8 protein-coding genes and 1 pseudogene are annotated in these 14,039 nt (G+C 60.3%); 2 read left to right on the top strand and 7 right to left on the bottom strand.

The window, feature by feature from the left end; translation table 11 throughout:
- Window positions 1-6 precede the first annotated feature (6 nt).
- On the top strand, window positions 7-2,361 hold the full coding sequence (locus RT051_RS01810) for a DUF262 domain-containing protein (protein ID WP_313070480.1): 2,355 nt from the start codon (window positions 7-9) through the stop codon (window positions 2,359-2,361).
- A gap of 39 nt (window positions 2,362-2,400) precedes the next feature.
- Here RT051_RS01810 and RT051_RS01805 read toward each other — a convergent pair whose 3' ends face one another.
- From RT051_RS01805 to RT051_RS01775, 7 genes are all read right to left on the bottom strand, one after another.
- Window positions 2,401-3,243: a phosphoadenosine phosphosulfate reductase family protein gene (locus RT051_RS01805; protein WP_313070476.1), complete on the bottom strand. Its 843-nt coding sequence runs from the start codon at window positions 3,241-3,243 to the stop codon at window positions 2,401-2,403.
- Window positions 3,236-6,571 carry an ATP-binding protein gene (locus tag RT051_RS01800; RefSeq protein ID WP_313070473.1) on the bottom strand — a complete coding sequence of 1,112 codons (3,336 nt, stop codon included), beginning with the start codon at window positions 6,569-6,571 and terminating at the stop codon, window positions 3,236-3,238. Before RT051_RS01800 ends, RT051_RS01805 begins: the two co-directional genes overlap by 8 nt.
- Complete coding sequence (locus tag RT051_RS01795) at window positions 6,564-7,484, bottom strand: DUF4007 family protein (protein ID WP_313070469.1); 921 nt, start codon at window positions 7,482-7,484, stop codon at window positions 6,564-6,566. Before RT051_RS01795 ends, RT051_RS01800 begins: the two co-directional genes overlap by 8 nt.
- Before the next feature lie 379 nt (window positions 7,485-7,863).
- On the bottom strand, window positions 7,864-9,045 hold the full coding sequence (locus tag RT051_RS01790) for a TniQ family protein (protein WP_313070466.1): 1,182 nt from the start codon (window positions 9,043-9,045) through the stop codon (window positions 7,864-7,866).
- Between the two features lie 3 nt (window positions 9,046-9,048).
- Window positions 9,049-9,927, bottom strand: coding sequence for a TniB family NTP-binding protein (locus RT051_RS01785; protein ID WP_313070462.1), 879 nt, complete (start codon window positions 9,925-9,927; stop codon window positions 9,049-9,051).
- A gap of 7 nt (window positions 9,928-9,934) precedes the next feature.
- Window positions 9,935-11,821, bottom strand: coding sequence for a Mu transposase C-terminal domain-containing protein (locus tag RT051_RS01780; RefSeq protein WP_313070459.1), 1,887 nt, complete (start codon window positions 11,819-11,821; stop codon window positions 9,935-9,937).
- Window positions 11,805-12,629, bottom strand: coding sequence for a TnsA endonuclease N-terminal domain-containing protein (locus RT051_RS01775; RefSeq protein ID WP_313070455.1), 825 nt, complete (start codon window positions 12,627-12,629; stop codon window positions 11,805-11,807). The genes RT051_RS01780 and RT051_RS01775 overlap by 17 nt, the downstream gene beginning before the upstream one ends.
- 60 nt (window positions 12,630-12,689) lie before the next feature.
- On the opposite strand from RT051_RS01775, the pseudogene RT051_RS01770 reads away from it, so the two are divergent.
- Window positions 12,690-14,018, top strand: a pseudogene (locus tag RT051_RS01770) (YifB family Mg chelatase-like AAA ATPase); the annotation flags it as partial.
- Window positions 14,019-14,039: the final 21 nt, after the last annotated feature.

Genomic DNA, 14,039 nt, shown 5'->3' with positions numbered 1-14,039 from the left:
CTCTCCGTGGCGCAACCATTCAAACACGATGCCGCTAGCCTCCAAGATTTCTTCTCCCAGGGAGGACGCGGCTTTTACGTCCCCTACTACCAGCGCAACTACTCATGGGACGAAGAGAACGCGACCAAGCTCATCGGGGACATCTTCTCGAGCATCAAGCGTACGCTGACCAAGCCCAACAACAGCATCTTCTTGGGAACAGTCATTCTTCACGACGAAAAAAATGTCGTAACCGGCGTCCACTCTGACACGCCAAATCTGCTGACAAAGGTGGCCAACGTCGTCGATGGTCAACAGCGCATCACCTCGATCGCGATGCTCGCTTGTGCCATCGAGGAGCAGATCAATCAGATGGTGCCCAAGCTCAAGGCATTGGCTGGATCGGCTACTGAGTTCGATACGCTTGCGACCGAGTTGACCGATGAGCTTCCGAACATTCGCCGGTTTTATTCGGTCGAGATCACGAAAACCGGCGCGCAGCCCAAGCTGAAGCCGAAGATCATCAGGGCAGGCGACGTGTCCGCCAATCCTGTGTCTGACCAGTGGACGCTTGGCGGAAACATCAACCACTTCTATCTCTCCAACACCTCGAGCTTCCTCTCGAAATTCATTGCTGGGATCGCGATCGATGCGATCCCAACCGACGAGCGGGTGGGGTCAGTACTGGAGGTTTTTCGAGAAAAGATCAGCGAAGAAATCAAGGCGGCAGACGCCGGGCTTGCGACTGGACTGTTATCGGCGAATGGCGTCACCGATGGCAGTCTGTCCAACTTCATGGCTTATCCGCCCAACTGGGCGAACATCCACACCCTTCCGCCGGATAAGCAGGCTCTCTACTGCGGCGGAATGTTGCTCTTGGCCGTCTGCTCGTTCTTGAAGAATTCATGCCATCTGGTTGTGATCGAGTGTCTCGACCTTGGGTTGGCTTTCGACATGTTCCAGTCGCTGAATGCGACAGGCACGCCGCTGACCGCGTTCGAAGTGTTCAAGCCGCAGATCGTCAAAGTCTGGGGCGCGGGCTACTCCACCGCGATCAAGCCGCAGGTCGATCGCATCGAGAAGGTTTTCGAGACTGAGAGCAACTCGTCAGACAAAGAGGATCTCACGGACAAGGTGATCGTGTCCTCTGCCTTGGTCTTCAATGGGATGGAGCGAAGTAGGCGATTCAGCGAAGAGCGCGACTGGCTGACCGACACGCTCGAAGGCTCTCTTTTGGCTGGTGTGCCAACACAGACGTCGATCGATTTTGTAACCTCCATCGCAGATCAGGCGGAATACTTCCTGACGTTCATCAAGCCGCGGAGGTCTCCTAAGAACTCGGCCACATTCGGCCTGTGCAACCACTTGCTAAACATGGGTCTGACGCAGCAGCAGGCTGATCGCGCCGCGCTGTGTGTGTTCTACCTTAAGGACGCCGGGCATCAGTTTGCCCATGCCGTTCTGAGTGTCTTCTATTCCAAGCTGCTACGCGTACAGTCCAACGCGGCTGCCAAGACGGCCGCAGCGGCTGAGTTTGTGGCGGTGTGCAAGGCAACGGCTGCCTTCTTTACGCTCTACATGGGAGCGCAGCAGGGCCGCTTCCCTGACTCAGACTATCGAGCCTTGTTCCAGTCGACTGCCGGGAACATCTCCTTCGCCAATGGGGCTGCGAATCAAACTGCTGCGTTTGTCAAGGCGGCATTCAGGCAAGCATTGGAAAACCAGAAGATCTACGACGCGGCGAATCCAGTCGCTGCGCGTCAAGTCTGGGTGGACTTGGCCAAAGAGAACGCCTGGTATTCCCGAAGGGCGGTTTGCCGCTTTGCACTGCTGGCTTCGGCGCATGACGCGGCACCGGATCTTACGGCTGGCAACGAGGGGTTTTTCACCAATGGGATGCTGAACTGCTCCGACCTGTTGAATTGCCGCGTATGGCACATGAGCAGCTACGAGGTGATCGAACACGTTGCCACTCGTGAGCAGCCATCGTCTATTAAGTTCGCTGCGCACTTCGATGCCACGATCTACCCAGGGAACTACTCGATCGTCGACAAGCTGGGCAACCTGACCCTACTCTCGGGTGCAGTGAACTCATCGATCTATTCCGAATGGCCCGACAAGGTCTTCTACTACTGGAACCTCACCACGCCGGGGTCGACGGCAGTGGGGCCGACGGGAGCGGCTATCGCCGCTTCCCTCGGGATCGGCAGCGTGCCTCCGGCCCTCTCTGCGCTAGTCGCTGCCTCGAGCTACCTCTCGCACTTGGCGCCGCTTGCGTTCAGAGGACAACATGGTCTTCGTTGGGACGCGGCCTTCATCGCGAGGCGCTCAGAGCACTTGTGCCAACGCGTCTTCGACAAGCTCGACGCCTGGCTGCGATAGCTCCCTTCAGCGCTCATCCGCTCCTCGCCTGCTATGAATTTACTTGTGACAAACGGCGCAGGATCCGTTGCCTTCATCCACGCCGTAGACATCGTCGATGTCCTCGGGGCATGCCTTCCCAGGCCGCAGCGGATTAATGGGGATGGCCTTGCGCATGCGAGCGCGGCGGATCTCGTATTCCGCCTTGATCTCCGCCACGCGCTCCGGCTGCTCCATATCCCCGAGCGACTCGCCCTTTGACCAGGTGAAGGGCGAGCCATGCTCCAAGGCGTCCTTTTCAAGGGCCTTGGCGGCCGCGTAGGCCTCGGGATGCCTCTCCCTGAGGCGCACCCACTCGATCTTCTGTTGGAAGAAGCAGAAGGTGCAGCCGCTGCGCGAGCGCCACTCGTAGTACTTGGGATAGCCGACCCCGGAGTTCTCCAAGATGTCGATCACGCCCGCCTTGTCGATGCCTTCCTCGCGGAAGGGCAGCTTGACGAACAGGTTGTCCGCCTTGGCCGCGTAGCCTTCGCGGTAGTCCTCATCGGCGCGGATCGCGACGTATGAAGTGACCTTGTCGCCCGCGGCCAGCATGGGTCTCACCCATTCTTCGAAGGGGGCCAGTTTCAACTTGCGCGTGCACCAGCGCGAGTTGGGATTGGGAAGGAAATGGTCGTATTGGCGCAGCCAGAAGGTGAAGTTGCGCTTGGGGTTCAGGCGAGCGATCGGCTTGCCAAGGAAGCCCTCCAACTTGCCCAGAAACTCCTCGACCTCAGGAAGCTCTTCGCCGGTGTCGGTGAAGAAGTAGTCAATGTCGAGCTCGGGGTGGCGGTCGCGCATGTAGACGGCCAACGCGGCGCTGTCTTTACCACCGGAGATCCCCAGAACATGACGTTCAGCCATTGACCACCTCCTTGTCGATGGACGCCAGCTTCATCCCGGCCTTGGCCAGGATCGCCAGCAAAACTTCCGTCCCCAAGCCTTGACCCTCCAGCATCGAGGCGACCTCGTCGGCCTTGGACTCCACCGTCTTGCGGTGGCGATCGGATATCGCGAACGAGCGCGAAATCGTCTTGGTGTCCGAGCCCGCGCCGATGACTACGGCGATGGCTTCGCTGTGCGCTTTGCGGCCTTGCACGGCCACGAAAGCCTCGGCTTCGCGGAAGCGCCGGGCGAACTTGGCTAGCTCCAAGATCGCCGCGTCGATGTGGCGGTCAACCCAGTCGCGAGGCGGCTTCTCGGCCGCCAAACTCAGGATGCCTTCAAGCGAGGCTCGGCTTCCGTCGAAGTTGGCCAAGCGCGTCGCGAACGCGTCCAGACGCAGGTCGCCCGAGACGCCGGAGACGGAGCTGGCCCGCTCGCGCAAGGCTTCGAGATCATCGCGGCTCGCGTCGAGCGCATCGAACATCTTGGCTTCGACCTCGCCGAGCATCTTGTTGTAGGCGCCGGCGAGTTCCTGCAGCGGCGCGCGCAGGGCCTTCACATAGGTCTTGCCATCAGCGGCGCTCAGCAGCGAAGCCAGGTCGACGAACAGGACCTTGTGTGGGTCGCTGGCCTTCAAGAGCATGTCGCGCATGTCCTTGGCCGTCTGGCCGAGCCGAGAAGTCCTTCGGGCCCACTCGGGCAGATTGAAGACCATGGCCACCAGGCCGCGCGCGGCTTCAAGCGGGTCGGCAGCCCCGGCGTTCTCGCCGATCTCGGCCAAGAGCGTGGAGATACCTTCGAGGATGCGGCTCTTGTCCTCGTCGATGGCTACCCAGCGCAGGGAGAAGCGATCGGGGTCTTGCAGGCACTCGTCGATGTCGAAGTCGGTGAGCCGGGGCACGAACATCCCGTCCTTGTAGACGGCGATGTTGGCCTTGTGGGCGAGCAGGAACGCCGTGAGGATCACCGGCTGGATGCCTAGCTTCATGCCGAAGGGCGGCAAGCTCCACAGCTCGTAGACCTCATGCGCACCCACGCGGGCGTTGGCATCTGAGAAGAGCGCGCGCGTCGCATCCCATAGCGGCGCGAAGCCTTCGGCGAACCCATCGCCTGGAGGCATGCAGCGCCAGGCTCCGGTAACGTCTTGACGGTGCAGCTCCGTGTTCCGCAGCAGCGTCTCGTAGAGCCCACGCTCAGCGGGGAAGCCCTCGAAGCCAAGGGCCTCTTGGCCTTCGGCATTGATCATCGCGTGTAGCAGGTCGCGGCGCGCCTTCACGCTGTTGCTCGACACGCTGTCGCGGTTGGCCAGCTCGCTCCACACCGGTGGCGAATGGCTGAACAGCTCTTCGCCGAGGACGGATGCCACAGGTGAGAGCCTCGAGCCAGGCTCGACGACTTGATCGGTTCCGTCGTGCCACTTTGCGAGCGACACGGCGGCTTGCAACTGGTCCTCAAGGTCGGCGCGTGTGGCGGCCAGACGCGCGTAGACCTCGCGGCGGGCCACGGCGTCGCCTGAGAGCTCGTGGCGATCCTTGACTTGCTCCAAGGCAACCAGCTCCGCGGAGAGCTCAGCGATGCGAGCGTGGTTGGAGGGGATGCCCACCATCACCGGCCAGGGACGGAGTTTTGAACAGGCCTGCGCGCGGATGCGCGCCGCCCTCGGGCTCATGCCCTTGCCCGGAAGGGCGAGGATGAAGGTGCCGAACTCGCCCTTCTTGGGCTGGAAGTTGGCGGCGATCTTCTCGGCCTGCTCGATGCTGCACAGTGAGAGCTCCATCCAGCGCATGGAGCCCGTCTCGTGATAGTGCCGCTTGGCCACCACGGGATGCAGCCCCATGAGTTGAGCCAGCCGTGCGTAGTCGATGCCAGGCGAGGCGGCCAGGGCTTGGGCGATGGCCGCGTCGATGTCAAAGTCGCTGCCCTCGAACACTGACCAAGCGCCGGTGTAGCTCTTGAAGAGCGCGACCTTGAGCGAGCTGAGCTTTTGCAGCGCGGCGTCGAGCTCCTCGGGCGTCTTGCCGTAGAAGAGCGCGGCTACGACCGCCGCGTCAGCCGCCAGGCCCGATCCGTTGCGGAACAGGTCGATGACCGCGATGTTCTTGATCAGCGACACGAGCAAGACGTCGCCCGTCTTGGCTTCGGCCCGCTCCACCGCTTCGACGGCCTGCGACCAGCGATGCCCATCAGGGGAGGCGAGGATCGCGGGCTCCAAGTTCGAGCGCAGGTAGTCCCAGTAATCGCTTGGGCGATACCAGCTCGTTTCGCTTTTGAGCGTCGAGTTCAGGTAGGAGCGGAAGCCATGCGGCTCCACTGACGACAGGAAGCCGAAGGTGCTGCGCTCGTTTTGGCCAAACTGCCGCTTGGAGATCGGGCCCAGCAGCGCGGCCATGGCTGGATGCAGCGGCCAGCAGGCCTCTAAGGCCTTGGCGAAATTCTGCCCCACGGCGGGGCGGCGCGCGCGGATCGCCTCGGCGATGGCCTTGGACGCGTCGCGCATCCATGGCGGACGCTCCTTAGCTTGGATCGCGCGGCCGATGAGCTCGACGACTTCGTCGCTCGCGGCGACGAAGGGCAAGTCGACGTAGCGGCCTTGAACTTTGGCCCAATCATCGCGAGTGTCGATGCCCAGCCGGGCCGAATACTGCGCGAAGGACTGATGCAGCACGCCGATGACCACCAGTCGGCCTTCGGAGCGGGCCGCGGCCTCGGCGAGCTCTTGGAAAAAGTAGACATCGTCTCCAGAGCCCAGGGCCGAAGCCTCCAGGAACTTGCCCATCTCATCGATGAGAACCAGCGCGCCATCGTGCGGGCGGCTCTTGGCTTCTTCGAGCAAATCGGCGATGAGAGACTGCGAGGTGGGCTTGCTGCGGCCGTCGACCGTCTTGCCCTGCGCCCTGCGTAGGGCAGCATGAAGCTCGGCCACGACGCTGCCGCGCCGGCCCACGGCCGGGACGATCAGCCATCCCTTCTGAACGGGGAAAGCTTTGTCGAAGAGCGGCTTGGAGTCCAGATGCAGGGCTTGGCGAGCCTTGACCCGCAGAGTCTTGTTGGTGTGCAGCGCGCTCGCCAAAGCTACTGCCAGCGAACTCTTGCCTCCGCCAAACGGCCCCGTCCAGGTGAAGCAGCGTTGATTGGTTTCCGCGATTTGCCTGCACATGCCCTCGACCACGGAGGCCGCGGTCGCATGGCAGATGTAACCGGAGAGGGCGTCGGCTCGGCCGATGTCCGCATCGACGCGGATGGAGCGCTGGTATTGGCGCGAAATCTGGACGATGTCAGAGAGGGCCTGTTGCTTCTTCTCAGTCATAGGCGCACCTGATCATGTTCTTGATGTCTTCCCGGGTCATGTGCTTGCGATGGACTTGCCGCAGTCCCGCCGAATCGGTCCATTCGAGCCTGCGCCCAGTGAAATCGGAGAGGGCGATGAGCCGTTGCGCGATCGATTCCTCGTCGAGCTTGAAGACCCGTCCCGGAGAGCCTTCCGCATAGGCGACGGTCTCGAAGGCCAGCGAGCTTTGGCCTTCGTCCTCTCGGTCCCAAAAGTCGATGAGTGCATAGGCGAAGACACCATCGTGAAGAGAGGCCTTCGGGCCGCGACGGAAGGCGTATTGCCCTTTGTGGACCTCTTGCAGCAGGCCCAATTCGCCAAGCAGCGGCTCGGCGAAGTCCTCGGGCGAGCCGCCGGCCGCGCGCGGGGCGTAGCTGCGAAGGCACGTCTCCAAGTCACGCGAGATCGTCGAGGCGGAGAGGCGATGCTTTGGATCGAGCTCGCGGGCGTATCGAGCCAGAGGCTCCTCGAGCTCTTGGCGGGTGAATGTAGGCGCCGTCACATGGTTGAACAGCCAATGCCATGTGGTCGAGCGGAAGCATCGGCCCGCGAGCTGCCAATGGGCGAGCCATGCGGTCGAGGGGCTCTCCGCATAGGGGTCGAGACCGCCGTCTTGCAGGATCTCGGAGGCGAGGTTGCCGACGCGGAAGCCACCGTCGGCCTGGCGCATGACCCCGCATGCCAAGGCCCAATGCCGGATCGACGCGACCATGTTCTTGCCGACGCCAAAACAGGCGATTGCGCTCTCGTCGGTGAAGGTCGTTTTGCGGATCAGGCCGCCATCGGTTGCTTGGTCAAAGGCCTTCTTGAGCCACATTTGACGCAGAGGGAACGTCTCATGCCCGGAAAAGTGGGCGGGCGTCGCTCCGCTGATTTTTGATGTGGTCTTCATGAGGCGCATTCTAGCGCCGGGTAGGTCCAACTGGTGAAGTTCACCAGTTAGCCCCTTCGCAAATACTGTAAAAAACAACAGTGCGCCACAGCGGGGCTCAGCGAGAACGATTTGCCGTGCTTCCTCTACGGACGGAAGGCCGGGAAAGCCCTCGAATTGCAAGGTCGGCGGGTGGCGCAGGATGAGCTACTGCGGCGCTGAGAGCCTCAAATTGGCGCTTTAATATACTGAATGAGCGGCGAAATTGAAATATTATCCTCAACGCCGAGCTCGCAACATGGCGAATTTCAGCTATCTCGCCACCATACTCAACTAAAATTGAATCGAGGGGAAACGGAGCGGCCGTCTAAAGCCTGACCCGGCGGTGAATATGCGCAGATCAGAGGAGATGACAAGATTTCATGACAGCTGCTACACGAAAACTGTGATTAGTTCGCATGTTAAGCAAGCAGCACACATCGCGTTGACGGACACGTCCCCCAAGGCGTACTAGATACAGAAAAGCATTCGTAATTTCTTCGTCACTGGGCACATACATCGATCGATCTAGAAAATCGTGGATGGGCTTCCATAGCCAGAACGGCGTCGATCCCTGACCGTGCAAGCTAAAATGGAGCACGTGATTGCTCGACACTCTTGCTTCGCTTGCAACCTCGACGAATCTATTCGGCCAATCATCCAGCAACCAACCTGAAGCCGCCAGCAACTTGTGCCGTCCTTCTGTACGCCGGACGTCAGCACCGCCATACCGCTTTTCTTGTCCCTCAATAAAGGAAAAGCCACGTCTTTGCATGCCACGGCGGAATGAAGCAGACCATCTTGGCGCGTCGAGAAAGGCCCACAGCATCCGCAGACCCTCAAAGAACAACACTGAATTAATCACGCGGCCACCCACATTGATCCAACCTCGCCGTAGAGTGCTGAGGAGAAGGATCTGAAATTCGAGCAAGTCGGCATCTAGCTTATGACTTGAAATCATGGCGTCAGCGAGGTCTGCTCGGCAATAGCTGCACCACCTTGCAGACGATTCGGGCTCGGGTGTGAATATGCCAACGTCGCCACGATGGATGACAAGCGGCGCTTCACAAGCGAAGCAATGATCCATCAGTAGGCAACCGTGGAACGGACACGCGATGTGAAACGCAAGTCGCCAAGAACGCCTGAAATATGGCATTTCATCACTGCGCAGACACTCTGCACATGCCTGCAATCCATACCCCGTTCGTCCGCTGCTTCGGCTCAAAACTGGCATAACCCAGCGCCGAACTCCGCGCGCTGAAATCTCATCCCATAGGTAGCCTGAATAGGCACCCAAGGTGGATGCGGCAACTCGCTCCTTTGCAGTCCTGGTCGCAAGAGCCAAAATCCTTAACACATCTGCGTCATGCCCTCGATCCAGATTTTGGTCACCTCCCTGAACGAAATTGAGCCCGCCATCAAACATTTTGAAGCTCAAGCTGTGCGATTTTTCTCCGTTGGCGTGAGCAAGGCGAACAAACCACGAGGACAGCAACTCATCGGGTAGCGGAGGAAAGCGCACGGGCAGGAGGCGTACACTCATGATTTAGCCCGCGTAACGGTGCCGACGGTTCGGGTGAACCCAGCCAAGCCTTTTGAGATTGGCTTCTTTTAGCGCGTGTGAGGTGATACATTCCGCACCGCTTCGGATGGCATCAATTGCCAGCATCTGCAACAGGTCGGACATGTAACCGATGATTCCGTTGCTTTCGTCGAGAATGCGTTGTGCGGCTGCTTCGGCCGCGAGGTTGGATGGCAACCGTAGGCTGAGGGTCTTTTCCATCGTGGCGAGTAGCTTCTGAAAATCCTCCCCCATCTTCCATTTTGGCAAGAACACGGGTTCGAAACGATTCGCCACTTGAGGATCGGACTGCAGCAGATTCAAGGTCTCTGGCACCGCTGCGACGACGATCGGGATCTGCAATTCATTTCCCAGGAATTTCAGGGCATTGAGGAGTTTGCGCTGTTTCATGGGAGTGCCTGCTTGAAAGAAGCCGAACTCGTCGATCAGCACCATGCGCGTCTTCAAAGCCTTAAGAATGACGCTGACCCGCCGCAGCTTGCTTTCGGCGGGCTCGCGGTCTGCTCCAGGGGCGTAGAGTTCGGTGAGCATGCGGTTGTAAAGCCGTCCCTCGTCAGGCTCTGGCGGCGCTTGAAAGAGAAAAACAGGTCGCTCGATCTTGTCGTCGTTGACGCTGTACCCTGGAGCACGTGTAGGATCGTGTCGACGCGCAAAATTGTTCAATAGCATCGACTTACCATTATTCGACTCGCCGATTACTGCGAGGTTAGGCATTCGATGCATGCGAGGATGATTGAACAGCTCTTCCATTTGCCGCCGTATTTCCACCACGCGCCCATAGCCAATCCACACCGGTTGCTTCAAAGCTTGAATGCGAAGATAGGGATCATTATTCGAATCCATGTGGCTCCTAAAAACGTTCTATCTCGTCGTACGGCACGATCGAGCTTGGCAGTGGCGATTCCACACCATCCGCAGCTTCTTTCAGATCGCCCTCAATGGGCGCGTTCGAACCAGCGGGCGCCGGAGAATCACGTCGACGCATGGAACGACGCGCGCCTTGGCTACGCCGTGCCTTGGCAGTCGCCCGCACGGCCTCCTCTTCAATCCGCCGCATCTCGTCGAGCGCCCGAAAAATTACATCTTCGTCGGCATCCTTCTTTCCTTGCTCACGAAGGTGAGCGCGTATCGCGCGCAACTCCCACAGACTGATCGCCGGATGCGCCATGTTGCGATAGGGCACGCGAAAATACGTCTCCGCATCCGGGTCGTAAAAAAGGATGCTACTGATGTCTCTTGGATCCCTTCGGCAAATGAACTTCCGGCGCTCAGTCTTTTTCTTTGGATCTACCGACCCGACCCATCGTCTGAGCACGTCCGAGTGATAACAAATATGATCGATCTTGATTCCATAGGTTTGCACGGTTGGCTCAAACAACGGCAAAAAATCGATGCGCAGCCGCTCCTCGTCAGTGACCACTTCTACTTGGCCGACGCCAGCGGTTTTGGCGTCGCCAAGAATGCCTCGCGTGTAGCGCCTGATTGGCTCTTCGCCAGTGCCGCCGTGCTCTCGGTTGTGGTATAGGCCAATTATTACATTTCCGAGCCACAGCTCAAACTCCTTAAGCGTTAACGCGGCGCGACCCTCAGAGTCGTAGTTACCTCGCTCGTTGGAGTTGGAGAAAGTCGTACCCGGCAATGCATGAATCTCGCCTCCCAGCGTCCCTAAGTAACGCTCGATATGCGCCCCGTAGCGCGGGGTCTTTATTTTGCGGAAAACCAAGTCGATGCCATATTCCAGACAAGCGCGCTCAAGCGCCTTTCCATGAAACTCCCGCGCGTTATCCATGTGGATGATTTGCGGCTTTCCCATGCACGGGTACTCATTTGACAGCCCAAGTCTACTGAGCAAACTTTTCTTCGACAAAATGGCGTTGGCTACGCATATTCCCGTACCTAATGTGCCAGGCGGATCAAATGAGATATAATAACCCGCGACCATGCGGCTATAGACATCGATGGCAAGAGTCAGCCAAGGACGGCCGATCGGAATTCGACGCTCTTCATCCACAAGCTGAATGTCCATCAGGGTGTGATCAATCTGCAATATGCCATACGGCCGATCGGCAAACGGCACCGTACCATCCACGAGTTTGAGCTTATCTTCAGCCGGTTGGCCGACACGCCGCTTTGCGACGTGTTTGCTGTCCATCTTCGCAATTCGCGCTATGAACGTTGGCAAGCTTGGGGGCGTCAGCCTTGGACTGGCGTTCCAGCAAAGGCGCTTCACTTCACGGTGCGCGCGAGTCGCACTACGCCGCTCTGGTGTGAGCCAGTAATCAGTGATGACCTCGCGCATAATTTTTTCGACTTCGGGCGGTAGGCGCTGAATACCGACATCTTTGCGTCGTTTCCGCATCAGGTTCGATACGAGATTGCCCTGCTGAAAATCCTTGAGCCATCGATAGATCGTCGAGCGCGCAACTCCGGCTTGCATTGCCGCCGCATCAATATCGGCTGGCGTCCATTTTCCGGCATCAAGCAGAGGTTTGAGCACAGCATATTTTTCCTGTGCTGCGTCGAGTCGTGGTTCTGCAATCGCATCGAGATCGATGTTCTGGCGGCGCGATGCAGGAACTTTGCATCGCAGGTGTTCCAACGGGACAACTTTGACCTCATTGGTATCCATATCTCGAATTTCCACGCGTGTCGGCGTTTCGAAACGACGAACTATGTACTCCCTGTTGCCGTCAAGTTTCACGATTGCGCCGGCAACAACCTTAGCGATACCAGTCATATACCTCCTGCCTCCACTTTGGTGTGGGATATGTGGTCTGGAACGGCCGATGAAAAATTCCGGGCCACACGACACTATTCATAGTCAATGGCTCAATCAAATCGGTTTCGAGCGCGCATATAGCGACAAAGTACCAGAGTCTAGTAAGGAGACGCGCACGCAACTCGAAACTCTGGCTGAATTCATCCAGAATTTTCTGCGGGGTCGTCGGTTCATTCAAGCCCCAGACCATTTTTAGCAACGCGGCGTCCATGGATTTTTCCTGGGGATCCTTGGCATTCTGAAATCGCTCGACCTTGTAGTTGAGCAAGAACCTGACGTTAGCTGCGAAGACTCGGTTGATCTGCCGATCTGTAATGAGCTTGAAACGCACACCCGTCCCCCGCAGGATTCGCATGGTGGCCCGATATTTCGGCTTTAGTTCGGCCAATTTATCGGAGAGCACTGCCGACGGCTTAACCTCAAAAATCGTTCCTCCCAGCCGGCGATCCGCTTCCCGCGCTTCGCGCGTGAATTTCACGAGCACGTCGGGTGTATAAAGAAGACGCCGCCCAGTAGGGTCGATCCAAGGAACGGATAAACATTGAGCACCGTATTTCTCCACCCTCGGATCAAAGTCGAGGATGTTCAAAAAATCGTATTCCAATAGGGATTCTGCTTGGATTGTCTGTCCGAGTTTTTTGCTGGACAGCCGTGCGGTAACACTGAATGGGTTCTCCCGCACCTTGCGTACTACGCCTCGCACCATGGGCTCCTCCTCTCGTGTAAGGAAGGCCAACAGCTGTTCTTGAACGCTTTCCTGGATCATTCGGATGTCCGTTCTTAAATAGCAATTGACCAGTTTCTCATAATTTTTTTTCAATCACACAAGGACTCGGGGCGTTTCGACCTGCCCATCGCCCTGGGCATCCTGGCCGCCAGCGGACAGCTGGACGCGGCGCGGCTGGCGGGCTGGGAATTTGCCGGTGAGCTGTCACTGTCCGGGCAGCTGCGCCCGGTGCGCGGCGCGCTGGCCGTGGCGCTGGCGCTGGCCGCCCAGGCCGAAGCCGCGCCGCGCATGGTGCTGCCGCCCGGCAGCGCCGAGGAGGCGGCCCTGGTGCCGGACGCCTGCATCTGGCGCGCGCGGCATCTGCTGGATGTGGTGCGGCAGTTCGTGCCCGCCGGGGACGACCCGGCCTGGCAGGCCGGGGAAGGCGCGGACGACGGCGGCTGGCAGCGGCTTGCGCCCGCGCCGCTGCAGACGGCGCCCTGCGGCCCCGATCTGGCCGATGTGAAAGGCCAGGCCGCCGCCCGGCGCGCGCTGGAGATCGCCGCCGCCGGCGGCCACGGCCTGCTGCTGGTGGGGCCGCCGGGCTCGGGCAAGTCCATGCTGGCCGAGCGCTTTTCCGGCCTGCTGCCGCCGATGACGGTGCAGCAGGCGCTCGAGAGCGCAGCCATCGCCAGCCTGGCCGGGCGCTTCTCTGCGGCGCAGTGGATGCAGCGGCCCACGGCGAGCCCGCACCACAGCTGCAGCGCCGTGGCCCTGGTCGGGGGCGGATCGCCCCCCCGGCCGGGCGAGATATCGCTGGCCCATCAGGGCACGCTCTTTCTCGATGAGTTCCCCGAATTTGCCCGCAGCGCGCTGGAGGCGCTGCGCGAGCCGCTGGAGAGCGGGCGCATCACGATTGCCCGTGCGGCGCGGCGCGCGGAGTTCCCCGCGCGTTTTCAGCTGGTAGCCGCCATGAACCCCTGCCCCTGCGGCTTCGCCGGCTCACGCCAGCGCGCCTGCCACTGCACACCCGAGCAGGTGGCGCGCTACCAGGGCCGACTGTCGGGCCCGCTGCTCGACCGCATCGACCTGCACGTGGAAGTGCCCGCCCTGCCCGCGGACGAGCTGCTGGCCGCCCCGCCGGGCGAGGCCAGCAGCGCCGTGCGCGAACGGGTGAGCGCCGCGCACGGCCGGGCGCTGGCGCGCCAGGGCAAGGCCAACCAGGCGCTGGCCGGCCAGGAGATCGACGAGCACGCCCGGTTGGAGCCGGCCGCCCGCGCCTTCCTGCAGACCGCCGCCACGCGCCTGGCCTGGTCGGCGCGCGGCACGCACCGCGCGCTCAAGGTGGCGCGCACCATTGCCGACCTGGCCGGCAGCGAGACGGTGGGCACGGTCCACGTGGCCGAGGCCGTGCAGTACCGGCGGGTGCTGCGGGCGGCGCAGGACTGAGCCAGAGAGACTGCGCGGCGG

The organism is Melaminivora sp., from assembly GCF_032059615.1.
In the GTDB taxonomy this organism is placed as follows: domain Bacteria; phylum Pseudomonadota; class Gammaproteobacteria; order Burkholderiales; family Burkholderiaceae_C; genus Melaminivora.
The sequence above is the reverse complement of the archived record's forward strand: the minus strand, read 5'-3'. Positions and strand labels throughout refer to the sequence as shown.

What these genes read in the sequence shown, in the direction of transcription:
- RT051_RS01800 (WP_313070473.1), bottom strand. Translation starts at nt 6,571, where the DNA reads ATGACTGAGAAGAAGCAACAGGCCCTCTCTGACATCGTCCAGATTTCG.
- RT051_RS01780 (WP_313070459.1), bottom strand. Translation starts at nt 11,821, where the DNA reads ATGACTGGTATCGCTAAGGTTGTTGCCGGCGCAATCGTGAAACTTGAC.
- RT051_RS01790 (WP_313070466.1), bottom strand. Translation starts at nt 9,045, where the DNA reads ATGAGTGTACGCCTCCTGCCCGTGCGCTTTCCTCCGCTACCCGATGAG.
- RT051_RS01795 (WP_313070469.1), bottom strand. Translation starts at nt 7,484, where the DNA reads ATGAAGACCACATCAAAAATCAGCGGAGCGACGCCCGCCCACTTTTCC.
- RT051_RS01785 (WP_313070462.1), bottom strand. Translation starts at nt 9,927, where the DNA reads ATGGATTCGAATAATGATCCCTATCTTCGCATTCAAGCTTTGAAGCAA.
- RT051_RS01805 (WP_313070476.1), bottom strand. Translation starts at nt 3,243, where the DNA reads ATGGCTGAACGTCATGTTCTGGGGATCTCCGGTGGTAAAGACAGCGCC.
- RT051_RS01775 (WP_313070455.1), bottom strand. Translation starts at nt 12,629, where the DNA reads ATGATCCAGGAAAGCGTTCAAGAACAGCTGTTGGCCTTCCTTACACGA.